Source organism: Acinetobacter sp. WCHAc060025 (genome assembly GCF_004209355.1).
Classification (GTDB): domain Bacteria; phylum Pseudomonadota; class Gammaproteobacteria; order Pseudomonadales; family Moraxellaceae; genus Acinetobacter; species Acinetobacter wuhouensis.
On the sequence record NZ_SGSX01000011.1, the window covers coordinates 52,766 to 66,045 of the forward strand.

A 13,280-nucleotide genomic window follows, 5' to 3' on the forward strand; every position below is an offset into this window, starting at 1 on the left:
AATAAGCTTGGCATGATAAGTGCTTCATTTTAATAAGAAGCAATCAATCAGCCAAAAAACAATTGTAATGGAGAACTCAAATGAAACAATCTAACAAAACCCTTTCTGCAAAAGTACTCACCACAACTCTCGGAATACTCATGGCAGGCGGTGCTTTTTCACAGGTTCAAGCTGCAGATACTTTGGCTAAAATAAAACAATCTGGAAAAGTGATTATTGGTTATCGAGAATCTTCAGATCCAATTTCTTATGTCGTTGGTGGTAAGCCAATGGGATATGCAGTCGATATTTGTAATAACTTTGCCAATGAATTGAAAAAAACACTGAAGATGCCAAATCTTAAGGTGGAATACAAAGCTGTTACGTCTTCTACCCGTATTCCAGAAATGTTAGCAGGGAATATTGATATGGAGTGTGGTACAACCACTAACTCCGTACAGCGCCAACAACAAGTCAGTTTCTCGACCAACTATTATGCAACAGAAGTTCGCATGGCAGTCAAAGCCAATGCCCCAATCAAAACAATTGCCGATTTGAATGGTAAAGCTGTTGTAACAACTCAAGGAACAACGTCTGACAAATATATCAAAATGGGCGAGAAAGGTGAGAAAATCAACGTAAACAATGTTTATGGTAAAGACCACTCTGACTCTTTTGCAATGGTTGCTTCAGGTCGTGCTGCTGCATTTGTAATGGATGACAATATTCTTGCAGGTTTGATTGCGAAGTCTTCAAATCCTAAAGATTTTAAAATTGTAGGTCCTGTGCTTTCTTCAGAACCATACGGCATCATGATTCCAAAAGGTGATGCAGCATATAAGGCTGTTGCGGATAAAGTTGTAACCGCTATGTGGAAAAATGGTCAAATGGCAGCCCTTTACAAAAAATGGTTCCAATCTCCAATTGCACCGAAAAATGTCAACTTAAATATGCCAATGAGCTCATCATATTTAAAACTTAAAGCCAATCCTACAGATGCTGGTATCAACTAAGAACTTGCTCTAAAAACAACTGTTTATAGACTAGCAACTCCATAAGATGCTGGTCTATAAATTTTTTAAAATTAAAAATGCAAGGAGCACACATGTCAGTAGGCTCACTTAACTGGACATCATATTGTCTCCCCTCAAATGAATATAGCTTAGATAAAGCAGCATGGGCTGAATCTGTCTGTAAAGCGATTGGTGGTGAAAGTTACTCCCCTGTTGCTGATGCACCAACTTGGTTACAACTCCTCGGTTCTGGTGTATGGACAATGATTTGGACTGCCATTGCTGCTTTTTTTATTGCTTTTCTGCTCGGATCGCTGATCGGAATTTTACGTACAATACCCAATAAACCGTTGTCTTTTATTGGAACATGTTATGTAGAATTATTCCGAAATATTCCACTCATCGTACAACTGTTCTTTTGGGCTTTTGTATTTCCACAACTTCTCCCACTAAGTATGAGTACGGGTAGTGGTGAAATGGTTGCAGGTGGATGGTGGCAAAATATCTTGAATGATAATCCTGCGGTTGTCGGGGTTTTCGCCTTAGGTCTATACACCGCAGCTCGTATTGCTGAACAAGTTCGTTCTGGGATTAACACTGTATCTCGTGGACAAAAAAATGCTGCATTTGCCATTGGTTTGACTCAAAGTCAAAGTTATCGTTATGTGATTCTCCCTGTTGCCTATCGTATAGTCTGGCCAACACTCACTTCTGAAGCCATGAATATTTTCAAAAACTCTGCGGTGCTTTATGCGCTCAGTGTTTTGAACTTCTTTGCTTATACCAAAACGATGCGTGAAGAAACTTCACAAGACATCGTGATTCTGATTCTTTCCACGCCAGTCTACCTAATCATTACCTACACCATTAAGTTGATCATGGCTTGGATTGAAAAGCGTATGGCTGTTCCTGGTCTTGGTTCGGGAGGTAAATAGTCATGGAATTCAGTTTATTACAAGATCCAAATGTCACGCAGGCACTCTTATCAGGGCTTAAATTTACAGCCATTGCGACAATTTTATCCATTATCGGTGGGATTCTGATCGGAACGCCTTTGGCGATGATGAGACTTTCAAATAATGTTGTGGCGAGTAATTTTGCTAAAATTTACGTGGATTTCTTTCGTGGTGTACCACTGATCCAAGTCATCTTCATTTTCTATTTCTTATTGCCAAAATATTTTGAGTTTCAGTCGGATACCTATTGGGGGCCGTTGTTCTCAACTGTTGTAACCTTTGCAATCTTTGAGGCTGCTTTCTTCTCAGAAATTGTACGTTCAGGGATTCAGTCTGTCTCCAAAGGTCAGGTCAATGCGGGTTACGCACTTGGTTTCACTTATGGACAAACCATGTCCAATGTCGTGTTACCGCAGGCATTTAGAAATATGTTACCTGTATTGCTGACTCAATCTATCGTACTGTTCCAAGATATTTCATTGGTTTATGTGATCAGTGCACCAGATTTCTTAGGTCAGGCAAATACATTAGCAAATAATTATGGTGCTGAAACAAAAGCAATGTTCTACCTCATCGTAGCCATAGTTTACTTCTGTATCTCCTTTGCGCTTTCTCGGCTTGTGAAGCGTTTACATCAAAAAATAGCAATAATTCGATAATTGGAGAATCAATATGCCAATGATAGACATACAACATATCTCAAAATGGTATGGAGATTTTCAGGTTCTCACAGATTGCACCACCTCGATTGAGAAAGGTGAAGTTGTCGTGGTGTGCGGGCCATCTGGTTCAGGAAAATCAACATTAATTAAGACGGTCAATGCTTTAGAACCGTTTCAAGAGGGCAATATTATTGTCGATGGAACACCGTTAAAAGATCCTAAAACTGACTTAGCCAAGTTCCGTTCTCGTGTGGGGATGGTGTTCCAACACTTTGAATTGTTCCCTCACATGACAGTTTTGGACAATTTAACTATTGGGCAAATCAAGGTTTTGAATCGTTCTAAAGCCGATGCTGAAAAGAAAGCTTTGCAGTACTTAGATCGTGTCGGTTTGGCTGCACATAAGAATAAGTTTCCAGGTCAGTTGTCTGGTGGTCAGCAACAGCGTGTTGCGATTGCACGTGGCTTGTGTATGGATCCTGTCTGCATGTTGTTTGATGAACCTACTTCTGCACTAGACCCTGAAATGGTCGGTGAAGTTTTAGAGGTAATGAGCCAACTTGCTAAAGAAGGCATGACCATGATGTGTGTAACGCATGAAATGGGCTTTGCACGTAAAGTTTCAAGCCGTGTGATTTTCATGGATCAAGGGAAAATCATAGAAGACTGCTCTACTTCAGACTTCTTCAATAAGCCTGATGAACGTCATGAAAGAACTAAATTTTTCTTAGAAAAGATTTCGATTGTGCATTGATGATGTAAATCTTATTACCCTTAATAAAGTATTGAGGGTAATAAGAATATTAGCTATTTCTTAAGTTTTGGCTCGCACAATGAAGGTTTAAACTCATACCCACCATCTAATTTAGTGACAATGATTATTTCATTTTCTGAAATATTAATCACTTTACTGTCCGTTGGAATAATACATCTTGAAAATAATTTCGCCTCAAAATTATATATAAAAGACTGTGTAGTATTTGTAAGAAAAATCTGATATTTATCGTTAAAAATTTGTCCAATACTTAATAATACACCGAATACCATAGGGTAACTAAAAAATCGAGCAATACAACTCCAACCTGGATACGTTTCTACTATATTCGGTATAAATCTACTCAAAAACTTATCATTCTTGAGATTTTGAAAGTAAGTAATAAATACTAAATAAAATTGTCCTAACAATAATATTATTAAAAAAACTATTCCTGTAGCTATTAAAATAACTAAAGGTATCAATAGTATTGCTACAAATGCACTGGTTCTACTAAGAGTTGAACTATCATAAGCAACTATTACATTAACAACTTGATCAGCAGCGGCATATGTAGTGGTTGTTAATAAAACGTAGAATAATACCAATAATGCTTTGCCTATAGTTGTTGCCCAAACTTTATGATAAATGAATAGCAGATCAGATATTACCCCAAGGAGTAATATTATAAAAAGCGCATAGAAACTGACTTGATATATTGAATCAAAAGGAGTTATTTTCCAAAATAATGTACAAAATGCAATAACAGCTCCAAATAGAAAAAATTTTTGACTCCTATTTAAATCATCATAAATACCAAGAAAATTTACTAATATAATGTGCATTTTTAATTCCTTTAATGTATTAGTCTAAATTATGATCATTTTTTATCTTTATAAATAATCAAAACAAAATAAGCGACATAATTTGTCGCAAATTTAAAATTATTTTTATAATTTAAAAATCACTTCATCCCGAAAATCAATTTTAATCCAAGCAAAGTCATCACTCCACCTGCAACACGATCAAATACTTTCTTAGACTTTAAATATACACGGCGTGGTTTTTCCGCAGAAAGCGCAACAGCCACCAACGAATACCACCCAGCATCAATAAAGAAACACAAAATAGGCAGTACAAAATAATAATAAGTCGGAATTTCTTTGGGTAATAATGCGGTAAAAATACTGGCTAAAACAATCGCAATTTTAGGATTGCTCAACTGAGTAATTAACCCCAAACGATAAGCGTGTTTATAACTCATCACAGCAGTAGAATCACTTGCCTGCTCCATTGGCTCTTTGGCATGTTTAATAATTTTATAGGCAAGCCAAAGTAAATACAGACCACCGCAGATTTTTAAAATAAGGTATGCAGATGGCACTGCAAGAAGAATCGCTTGTAAACCCATCACAGCCAACAGCCCAAATAATGCCGCGCCTGTTCCTGTGCCCAAAGCAGTAAAAAGACCATGCTTACGTGAAATCGCAATTGAGTTTTTTGCTACATAAATAAATGTAGGGCCAGGACTAATTGCACCTAACATCAGCGCTAAGGCAATTGAACCTAAAACCAATAATGATTCCAAAAGAGACCTCAAATAAATATAGTAGCAAAGTTAGACTATTTTACGTCACAACACTGAATCACGGTATAAAAGCTTTTAAATTTCTCTAAATAAATAGATTAAACCCTATCTAATAATACTTTTTAAATATTATTTAAAAGACACTTGTGTAATATTATCAAGACTGAATTACAAAATCATTTTTTAGAGTAAAAACTCAATAAAAAATTATATTTCAATATCTTAATAATAATTCAATCGAAATAAATATATATAAATCATCCTAAAATTCAATAAAAATAAGCATCTTTATCATAAAAAATAACTTCCAAATTCATAGATTTTTCATATATAAATCCCATAATAAAATTATGTCTTTAAATTTAATCATCTGTAAATTTACATCTAGAGGTCTATATGAAAAAAAATAACCACAATCTACTCGATGCTAACAAAGCACATCTTTGGATTATCGGTGGCGGTATCGCAGGAATGGCGGCAGCTGCATTTGCCATTCGAGATGCTAAAGTCCCTGCTCAAAATATCCACATCTTGGAAGAGCTAGATATTTCAGGTGGCTCAATGGATGGCGGTCATACACCCCATACTACACAAGCATGGGTGACTCGTGGGGGACGAATGCTCACAGATGAAACGTATCTCTGTTTATGGGATTTATTTTCAAGTATTCCCTCTTTAGAGAATCCAGAAATTTCAGTGCGTGAAGAATGTCGAGAATTTAATGAACAAGTTAAAACACATGCCCAAGCTCGTTTGATTGATGCAGAACATCAGATCCTAGATGCATCTAAACTGGGTTTAAGTACTTTAAATCGTGCTCAGATGCTACGCTTACTTGCTGCAAAAGAAGAAAAAATAGGAAGTCGCCGTATAGATGAGTTTTTTGATGACTCTTTCTTCAACACAAATTTTTGGCGCATGTGGCGTACGACATTTGCATTCCAAAAATGGCATAGTGCTGCAGAACTTCGTCGCTACTTTCTCCGCTTCATTCAAGAGTTACCCCGTATCCACACCTTAGCAGGTGTTAAAAGAACCAAATATAATCAATATGATTCAATGATTTTGCCTTTACAACGCTGGCTTGTTGCTCAAGGTGTTGATGTACGTTTTGGACATTATGTAACGGATGCAGACTTTGAAATGGACTCAGAAAATCAACAACGTCGTGCTACACGTTTATATGTCAATTTACCTGAAGGAACTGAGCAAATTGATCTGAAAGAACAAGAGCTTGCAATTTTCACTTTGGGTTCGATTACTGCAGATTCTCGTTATGGTGGTAATGAAGATGTTCCAGAACTCATCCGCGATCGCCTCGATCATGGTTGGACACTTTGGGAAACATTAGCGAAAAAAGCACCAGACTTTGGTCGTCCAATGACATTCTATGGCAATGTTGATGAGCATAAATGGGAGTCTTTTACACTCACCATGCAAGATAATGTCCTACTCAATCGCATTATTGACTATACAGGAAATCAACCGGGTACAGGCGCACTTATGACTTGGTTTGAGTCTGGTTGGCATTTATCTGTCGTTGTACCTGCACAGCCACATTTTGCAGACTTACCAAAAAATCACTTCACTCTTTGGGGGTATGGTTTCCAAATTGATGAAAATGGTGACTATATTCAAAAACCAATGTCTCAAGCCACTGGACAAGAGATATTAACTGAATTAATTCATCAGCTTGGTTTTGACGATATCTTAGATCATGTGCTGGCAACAACAACTGTGACGACTGCAATGATGCCTTATGCTTCTGCATTATTTGCATGTCGCAAACCAGGTGATCGTCCTCTAGTTATTCCTCAAGGTGCTCAAAACTTTGCATTCTTAGGTCAATTTGTAGAAATTGAAGATGATGTTGTCTTTACAGTGGAATACTCAGTCCATGGTGCAATGATGGCAATTTATGAATATTTTGGTGTGACCCGAGAAATACCAGAAATTTATAATGGATTATTAGATCCTAAAGTCGGTCTAAAAGCACTAGAAAGCGTTTTCCATTAATCGTTACAGACACTCAGACCATTTTAATGCTCTGAGTGCATCTAAACTCAATGCTGTGGATCCACAACATACTCACTCGCACTTAGTCGATAATCTTTTTCATAGACAGGTGCACCCGCAATATAAATCGAACGCACTTCAGTTTTTGTCGGTGTTGGTGCTTTTTTCTCACATCCAACAAGACATACTGCAAGAATAATACTCAAACCTATGGATAGCTTTTTCATCACATACCCTCACTTATTGTTTTATTTTTAAGTTTTAGAATATCATTTTTGGATAAAAAAACAGCTTTTATTATTTTCAAGTTATTGCAAGATATTTATAAAATATCTTAATTCAATCAAGTTTTGAAATCATCTTTAATCCATCACAATTCGATAATTTGCTGTACATGGGTTTTGAACAATTACATTTTGAATCCCTAATTCATTCTCAATAGGATAAGTATATTCAAATCTGAAATCACCATTGTCCTCAAAATTTGCGTTAGATAGCGCATTAATTTTTTTAAATTGTGGTACTTTTTTATTCAAAACTAAACGTACTTTAAAGTCAGGGATACTATAAAATACCAATGAATCAGGCATATTTTTAATATCACGTTCATAAGTTACAAAACACGTCTTTCGCGCATTGATACTTAAGAAGCTACCATAATCTTTTTGTTGATTTTGATCATTGATCACTGTCAAATTATGATCATTGCCTGTCGCTCCGATCATAAAGCCCATGACTTTAGGGCTAAATTGATACACAACAGCCGTCTTACTCCACTGTTTAATCAACGTATTTTTCTTGCCTTTAGCATCATAAACAACATAATCACATGAATAATTTTGCTGATTACAATGTTCACGTTTTAATTTAATTTGTCCAACCTGCCCGATGACTTTATCTTTAAAATCAGCTTCATCATCATATTCAGCATGTATATGACTCGATAAAACCAACAAGATGCAAGGTATAAAAATTTGAAATATAGGTGGCTTTACTTGCTTTAAACTCTTCATATCAATCTACTTATCATCCTTCAGACACGGCGAACTTTTAGATTTAAAATCTTTCCCCCAAGTTCGATAACCTTGCGTATCAATATGATAGCGATTATTTCCATAAACCCCTAAGCCCATTTTGAAATTTTTTCCTTCTATTTTCCAAAATTGACACATTTTTTTGACCAGTTTTTCACGTTCGTCTGCATTACTTTCTTTAGGATTTAAGATGTAAAAATCTACTGCATAATTATTTAAATGCTTACTTTTTCCTGCACCACCGACACACTTATTTAACTCTGGATCACGATAGATTGCAGTGATGCTATAACTTTTAAAATACTCATTACCATTTAACTTTTCGACCAATTGCAAACTACCGACCACATTTTTCCAAAAAGCTTTAGGTGGAATTGCAAAACGCTTGGAATAGCATTTTTCAGGCATGTAATTTCGCGTTGTAGTCAGCTCCATTAAACTCGGTGGATGTTTTAAATATTGCGACATAAATTGATAATATTCTGATAATAACTGTGGATTCTGCTGAGCTTTCCAAAGCTTAAATTGCGCTTCGATCTGCTGATCCAATTTATTTTGCTGTGGTTGATTAGCCTTATTATTTTCAGGCTTTGTGCATGCTGTTAAAAACATGAAGCTACTGATCAGAATTATCTGGAGAATATTTAATGTTATATTTTTCACGATTAAAGCACGCTTATTGTTTTATTTAAAAAGGGAATATCTTAAAAATAAGATGAATTCATTGCACTAGTTAAAAGAATAACCTGACTTCCACTCACTATTTTAAACAAACAAAACCATTTTTAAGATCCGCTTTACAAAAAACCACATAGGAAAATATTTACAACGGACAAAAATGTCCGTTAAATATCACCTACAGTATTTAATCCCTCTCCGCTCATGTCTAAACGCCAATTACAAGCTGCGCAAAATCGTGAAGATCTACTCGAAGCTGCTCTTAATATCTTTAGAAAACAAGGAATACGTGCACCTTTACAACTGATTATTGATGAAGCTGGTGTTGGTCGCGCGACTTTTTATCGTAATTTTCAAGACCGTAGAGAACTGGTCATTGCTTTAATGGAACAAGCCTTAGAACGTTTGGAGGAGCGAGCAAAAGAGTATTCAGCTTATCCCGATGGCTTAATTCGATTAATCCGAAATCATGTCAATAATCTGCCTTATCTCACCGCCTTAATGGAATATTGGCGTGTAATCGACCGAAATGATCCAGTTTTAGTCGATATTTACCATAAAAGGGACACCATTTTACAACCACTGATTGATCAAGCGATTGCCCATAAAGTGTGTAGACCAGATCTAACCCCCAAAGATTATGCATTAATTACAGGAATTCTTAGAGCTTCGTTTCAAGGTATGACGGATGAGGAACAAATTCAGCTTGCAACACGCGCTGTAGATTTATTAGTAGATGGCATCAAGGCTTAGCTAAGTCATGGATAAATCACCAAGATTACTCGAACCTGCACCAGACTGGACACCTGAAGAACGTCCAACGCTTCCTGGTTCACCTGCTGCTATTGCACATCCAACCTATAAAAAACTGATTTATTTTTTTATTGGCGTATTTGTGGCAATTTCAGGCAGCTTGAGTAATGGTTTTATCACTGCAAATCTACCGCTGATACAAGGTGAATATTCACTTACACCCTCTGAAGCGGCTTGGATTCCTGCTGCTTATGTGATGGCAAATATCAGTTCCAACTTGATTCTGTTTAAAGCCCGTCAGCAATATGGTTTACGACTATTTTCAGAAATTGGATTGGTCTTATTTATAGCCGTGTTGTTCTTACATATTTTTGTACATACTTTTGAAATGGCACTCATCGTTCGAATCATTAGTGGTTTGGTTGCTGCACCACTGAGCTCTTTAGGTATGTATTACATCATGCAAGCCTTTAAACGTGCCAATTTTGGACGTGGCTTGTATTTAGCACTTGGTTTTCAGCAACTTGGCATACCACTGGCTTGGATCATTTCCCCTGCTATTGTCGATGTCAATGATTGGGTAGTTTTATATACCTTTGAACTTGGTTTGGCACTGTGCTGTTTGGCCATGGTAGTTTCAGTAAAACTCCCACGAAGTTTAAGAATCGATGTTTTTGAGAAGCAAGATTTTTTTACCTTTGCTCTGCTCGCACCAGGATTTGCACTGCTTTGTATCGTACTAACACAAGGACCGATTTTATGGTGGTCTGAAGCCAAATGGTTAGGTTATGCACTAATTGCAGGATTTAGTTTAATTATTATTGGACTGACTTATGAACATTTTCGTGTCAATCCACTAATCATTACCCGTTGGCTGGGCTCTGCCAGTACCCTAAAATTTATCTTCGGTGCATTTGCTATTCGCCTACTCATGTCGGAGCAAAGTTATGCGGCGGTTAATTTTTTAAAAACAATGGGCATGGGTCCTGATCAGTTTGTACCACTCTATGCTGTGATTTTTATCGGAATTACTTTAGGCACAATTTTCAGTGCACTCACCTTTAAACGTGAACGAGTCACTTTACATCTTGTAGGCGCAGTCACACTTATTCTTTGTGCATGTGCTTTAGACTATCACTTGACCAGTGATGTACGTCCTGAAAATTTTTACTACAGCCAATTTATCATTGGTTTCGCCAGTGGTATGTTTATTGGCCCACTACTCCTCACTGGTATCGTCAATGCTTTGCAAAAAGGGCCTTCACACATGGTCACATTTGTGGTGTTGTTTTCAGCGACACAAAGTTTTGGTGGTTTGATTGGAAATTCCTTTTTCTCAAGTTACCAACAAGTACGCACTCAAAACTACCGTACGGAAATCATCAGTGATTTAAAACCTACTGATCCTATCGTGGCGCAACGATTAGCAATCTATCAACAAGCCAGTGCCCAATACACATTAGATCAAGCACTTGAAAAAAACCAAGCCTATCGTAATTTAAATCAGGTAGTCACACGTGAAGCTCAAGTTCGTGCCTACAATGATGTGATCGCAATGAATGGAATCTTCGCCATCTTATTGTTGCTATGGAGTGGTTTTAATATTACATGGACACGCTATCAACAGAGAAAACAACAACAGATTCTAAATAGTAGTTAGTTAAACACGTGAAATTTGATCAATGAACACCTGAATGAAAATACATGATGCATTAACACGATTTGAGAATTTTTATGTCACAAGATCAAGATACAACTGAAAAAGAAGTGCCTACAACAAATGATGCTCCAACAACGCCATCACCATCAAGTAAGCTAATCCCTACGGCAAAACGTACGTTGATACTGATGTTCTTGGTTTTATTGGTCGGTATCGCTGTGATCATGCGAGCTTGGAAAATTGGTCCTTTTGATAGCACGATTGAGTCTACAGATAATAGTTATGTCAAAGGCAAAACCACGATTTTATCTTCTCAAATTAATGGTTATATCAAAGACGTATTGGTGACTGATTTTGATCATGTTAAAAAAGGTCAAGCCTTAATGCATATTGATACAACGACTTATGATCAAAAAATTACTCAAGCGGAATCAGCTGTAGATCAAGCCAATACTACTTTGGCAAATCAAACCCAAGCGATTGAACAGCGTAAAGCTGATATTGTGGCCGCCCAAGCGAAAGTGGATCAAGCCAAAGCGACTTATGAACTTTCTGTTGCTCAGTTAAATCGTTATCAACAATTGGGAAATAGTGGTGCTGCTTCTAAAACTGAACAAGACAAAGCAGCAGCAGATGCAAAAAATAATTTAGCACTACTCAAACAAGCCGAAGCCAATGTCTTGGTTGCGCAAGAAGCCTTAAAAACAGCACAAGTTGCAGAATCAGGACTTAAGGCACAAGTCACCAATGCCAAAGCACAATTTGATCAAGCAGTGACGACCAAAGACTATAGTGTGATTACAGCCCCAATGGATGGACAATTGGGTGAAGTCACACCGCGTATCGGGCAATATGTCGCTGCGGGGACACAGCTTATGTACTTGATTCCACAGCAAACATGGGTGATTGCCAACTTTAAAGAAACCCAAATTGCTGATATGAAAATTGGTCAAAAGGCTACTTTCACTGTTGATGCAATGAAACATCAAAAATTCACAGGACGAGTTGAACAAATCTCCCCTGCTGCTGGTGCTGAATTTAGCGTGCTAAAACCGGATAACACCACAGGAAACTTTACCAAAGTGGTGCAACGTATTTCTGTCCGTATTGCCATTGATCCAAATCAAAAAGGTCTTGAGTTTTTAAGACCAGGAATGTCTGTCGTAACTTCGGTAGATACCCATTCGAAATAGTGAAACTGCCTAAACATATTAGACCTAAACTCAAATCTGATTTTAACGTCAGATTTGAGTAAAATATAAATATCTCGATTTACTTCAATAACTGATATTTTCTATGTTTGATCAAATCGCCCAAGCTATTCCCTATCAAACTATTCAGATTGATGCATCGACACACCTGACCATTAAGCGCCTTGATCAAATTCATCCACAAATTTCAGGCAATAAGTTTTTCAAACTTAAATACAACTTTTTAGAAGCACAAAGATTAGGGGATAAAAAAATTATCACCTTTGGCGGTGCATATTCCAATCATATTGCAGCAACAGCTTACGCTGCACATCATTTTGGTTTTGACAGTATCGGCATCATTCGTGGTGAAGAGCTGGCAAATAAATCACTCAATCACACTCTAAGCACGGCGCAACAATTTGGCATGCAACTTCAATTTGTTTCACGTGAAAAATATAGATTAAAAGACACCAATGAGTTTTTAGAAGAGATAAAACTGCATCACCCTGATAGCTATATCATTCCTGAGGGTGGAACTAATGAGCTTGCAATCCAAGGTTGCCACGAAATCCTGACCGAAGACGATTTAAAAAATTATGATGTGATTTGTTGTGCGGTAGGGACAGGTGGAACGATTACAGGACTGACTGAAGCAAGTGCAAAGCATCAAAAAGTTTTGGGATTTTCAGCATTGAAAGGCGATTTTCTCACTGATGACGTTGCGCAACTTAGCAATAAGCGGAACTGGAAAATTTTAGATGACTATTGCTGTGGTGGTTATGCCAAAACCAATGATGAATTACTCAAATTTATTGAAAAATTTGAAAAGCAATACCAAATTCCTTTAGAGCATATTTACACAGGGAAAATGCTATTCGGGATATTTGATTTAATTCAAAAACAATATTTTCCTAAAAACAGTCGAATCTTGGTGATTCATAGTGGTGGGTTGCAAGGGAAAAGTAACGTAGACTAATAAATTTTCCTTTGCATT

14 protein-coding genes are annotated in these 13,280 nt (G+C 37.0%); 9 read left to right on the plus strand and 5 right to left on the minus strand.

Annotated features, from left to right (window positions below):
- Positions 1–140: 140 nt before the first annotated feature.
- The 4 genes from EXE09_RS10720 to EXE09_RS10735 all read left to right on the plus strand — a co-directional run bounded on the left by EXE09_RS10720 (position 141) and on the right by EXE09_RS10735 (position 3,364).
- On the plus strand, positions 141–992 hold the full coding sequence (locus tag EXE09_RS10720) for an amino acid ABC transporter substrate-binding protein (RefSeq protein WP_410169824.1): 852 nt from the start codon (positions 141–143) through the stop codon (positions 990–992).
- A gap of 92 nt (positions 993–1,084) precedes the next feature.
- Positions 1,085–1,927, plus strand: coding sequence for an amino acid ABC transporter permease (locus EXE09_RS10725; protein WP_068974027.1), 843 nt, complete (start codon positions 1,085–1,087; stop codon positions 1,925–1,927).
- Between the two features lie 2 nt (positions 1,928–1,929).
- On the plus strand, positions 1,930–2,607 hold the full coding sequence (locus EXE09_RS10730; protein WP_068974028.1) for an amino acid ABC transporter permease: 678 nt from the start codon (positions 1,930–1,932) through the stop codon (positions 2,605–2,607).
- A 13-nt stretch (positions 2,608–2,620) separates the two neighbouring features.
- Positions 2,621–3,364, plus strand: coding sequence for an amino acid ABC transporter ATP-binding protein (locus tag EXE09_RS10735; RefSeq protein ID WP_130117269.1), 744 nt, complete (start codon positions 2,621–2,623; stop codon positions 3,362–3,364).
- A gap of 53 nt (positions 3,365–3,417) precedes the next feature.
- Here the strand turns inward: EXE09_RS10735 and EXE09_RS10740 are convergent, their stop codons facing one another.
- Both EXE09_RS10740 and EXE09_RS10745 read right to left on the minus strand, forming a co-directional pair.
- A complete protein-coding gene (locus tag EXE09_RS10740) occupies positions 3,418–4,209 on the minus strand; it encodes a hypothetical protein (RefSeq protein ID WP_130117270.1) in 792 nt (263 codons plus the stop codon).
- A gap of 119 nt (positions 4,210–4,328) precedes the next feature.
- Positions 4,329–4,910, minus strand: a complete 582-nt coding sequence (locus EXE09_RS10745) for a LysE family translocator (protein WP_171478629.1) — start codon at positions 4,908–4,910, stop codon at positions 4,329–4,331.
- A 438-nt stretch (positions 4,911–5,348) separates the two neighbouring features.
- Between EXE09_RS10745 and EXE09_RS10750 the strand changes: the two genes are divergently transcribed.
- Entirely contained in the window at positions 5,349–6,968 is a 1,620-nt protein-coding gene (locus tag EXE09_RS10750; RefSeq protein WP_130117272.1) for an oleate hydratase, read from the plus strand.
- 47 nt (positions 6,969–7,015) lie between these two features.
- On the opposite strand, the gene EXE09_RS10755 is transcribed toward EXE09_RS10750, so the two are convergent.
- The 3 genes from EXE09_RS10755 to EXE09_RS10765 all read right to left on the minus strand — a co-directional run bounded on the left by EXE09_RS10755 (position 7,016) and on the right by EXE09_RS10765 (position 8,614).
- Entirely contained in the window at positions 7,016–7,195 is a 180-nt protein-coding gene (locus EXE09_RS10755; protein ID WP_130117273.1) for an NF038215 family lipoprotein, read from the minus strand.
- Positions 7,196–7,330: 135 nt separating this feature from the next.
- A complete protein-coding gene (locus EXE09_RS10760; RefSeq protein WP_130117274.1) occupies positions 7,331–7,981 on the minus strand; it encodes a hypothetical protein in 651 nt (216 codons plus the stop codon).
- Positions 7,982–7,987: 6 nt separating this feature from the next.
- Entirely contained in the window at positions 7,988–8,614 is a 627-nt protein-coding gene (locus tag EXE09_RS10765) for a D-Ala-D-Ala carboxypeptidase family metallohydrolase (protein WP_130117275.1), read from the minus strand.
- Between the two features lie 270 nt (positions 8,615–8,884).
- Here EXE09_RS10765 and EXE09_RS10770 point away from each other — a divergent pair, with 270 nt between their 5' ends.
- The 4 genes from EXE09_RS10770 (at position 8,885) to EXE09_RS10785 (ending at position 13,262) form a co-directional block, all read left to right on the plus strand.
- On the plus strand, positions 8,885–9,433 hold the full coding sequence (locus EXE09_RS10770; RefSeq protein ID WP_068974036.1) for a TetR/AcrR family transcriptional regulator: 549 nt from the start codon (positions 8,885–8,887) through the stop codon (positions 9,431–9,433).
- Positions 9,434–9,440: 7 nt separating this feature from the next.
- Complete coding sequence (locus tag EXE09_RS10775) at positions 9,441–11,093, plus strand: MFS transporter (RefSeq protein WP_130117276.1); 1,653 nt, start codon at positions 9,441–9,443, stop codon at positions 11,091–11,093.
- Between the two features lie 74 nt (positions 11,094–11,167).
- Entirely contained in the window at positions 11,168–12,286 is a 1,119-nt protein-coding gene (locus EXE09_RS10780; protein ID WP_130117277.1) for an HlyD family secretion protein, read from the plus strand.
- 103 nt (positions 12,287–12,389) lie between these two features.
- On the plus strand, positions 12,390–13,262 hold the full coding sequence (locus tag EXE09_RS10785; RefSeq protein WP_130117278.1) for a 1-aminocyclopropane-1-carboxylate deaminase/D-cysteine desulfhydrase: 873 nt from the start codon (positions 12,390–12,392) through the stop codon (positions 13,260–13,262).
- The last annotated feature ends 18 nt before the right edge of the window (positions 13,263–13,280 follow it).

Bases quoted from the DNA above. Each gene is read 5' to 3' on its own strand.
- EXE09_RS10735 (WP_130117269.1), top strand. From the start codon at position 2,621: ATGCCAATGATAGACATACAACATATCTCAAAATGGTATGGAGATTTT.
- EXE09_RS10755 (WP_130117273.1), bottom strand. From the start codon at position 7,195: ATGAAAAAGCTATCCATAGGTTTGAGTATTATTCTTGCAGTATGTCTT.
- EXE09_RS10745 (WP_171478629.1), bottom strand. From the start codon at position 4,910: ATGTTAGGTGCAATTAGTCCTGGCCCTACATTTATTTATGTAGCAAAA.
- EXE09_RS10765 (WP_130117275.1), bottom strand. From the start codon at position 8,614: ATGTTTTTAACAGCATGCACAAAGCCTGAAAATAATAAGGCTAATCAA.
- EXE09_RS10780 (WP_130117277.1), top strand. From the start codon at position 11,168: ATGTCACAAGATCAAGATACAACTGAAAAAGAAGTGCCTACAACAAAT.
- EXE09_RS10740 (WP_130117270.1), bottom strand. From the start codon at position 4,209: ATGCACATTATATTAGTAAATTTTCTTGGTATTTATGATGATTTAAAT.
- EXE09_RS10720 (WP_410169824.1), top strand. From the start codon at position 141: ATGGCAGGCGGTGCTTTTTCACAGGTTCAAGCTGCAGATACTTTGGCT.
- EXE09_RS10730 (WP_068974028.1), top strand. From the start codon at position 1,930: ATGGAATTCAGTTTATTACAAGATCCAAATGTCACGCAGGCACTCTTA.
- EXE09_RS10775 (WP_130117276.1), top strand. From the start codon at position 9,441: ATGGATAAATCACCAAGATTACTCGAACCTGCACCAGACTGGACACCT.
- EXE09_RS10785 (WP_130117278.1), top strand. From the start codon at position 12,390: ATGTTTGATCAAATCGCCCAAGCTATTCCCTATCAAACTATTCAGATT.
- EXE09_RS10725 (WP_068974027.1), top strand. From the start codon at position 1,085: ATGTCAGTAGGCTCACTTAACTGGACATCATATTGTCTCCCCTCAAAT.
- EXE09_RS10760 (WP_130117274.1), bottom strand. From the start codon at position 7,981: ATGAAGAGTTTAAAGCAAGTAAAGCCACCTATATTTCAAATTTTTATA.
- EXE09_RS10750 (WP_130117272.1), top strand. From the start codon at position 5,349: ATGAAAAAAAATAACCACAATCTACTCGATGCTAACAAAGCACATCTT.
- EXE09_RS10770 (WP_068974036.1), top strand. From the start codon at position 8,885: ATGTCTAAACGCCAATTACAAGCTGCGCAAAATCGTGAAGATCTACTC.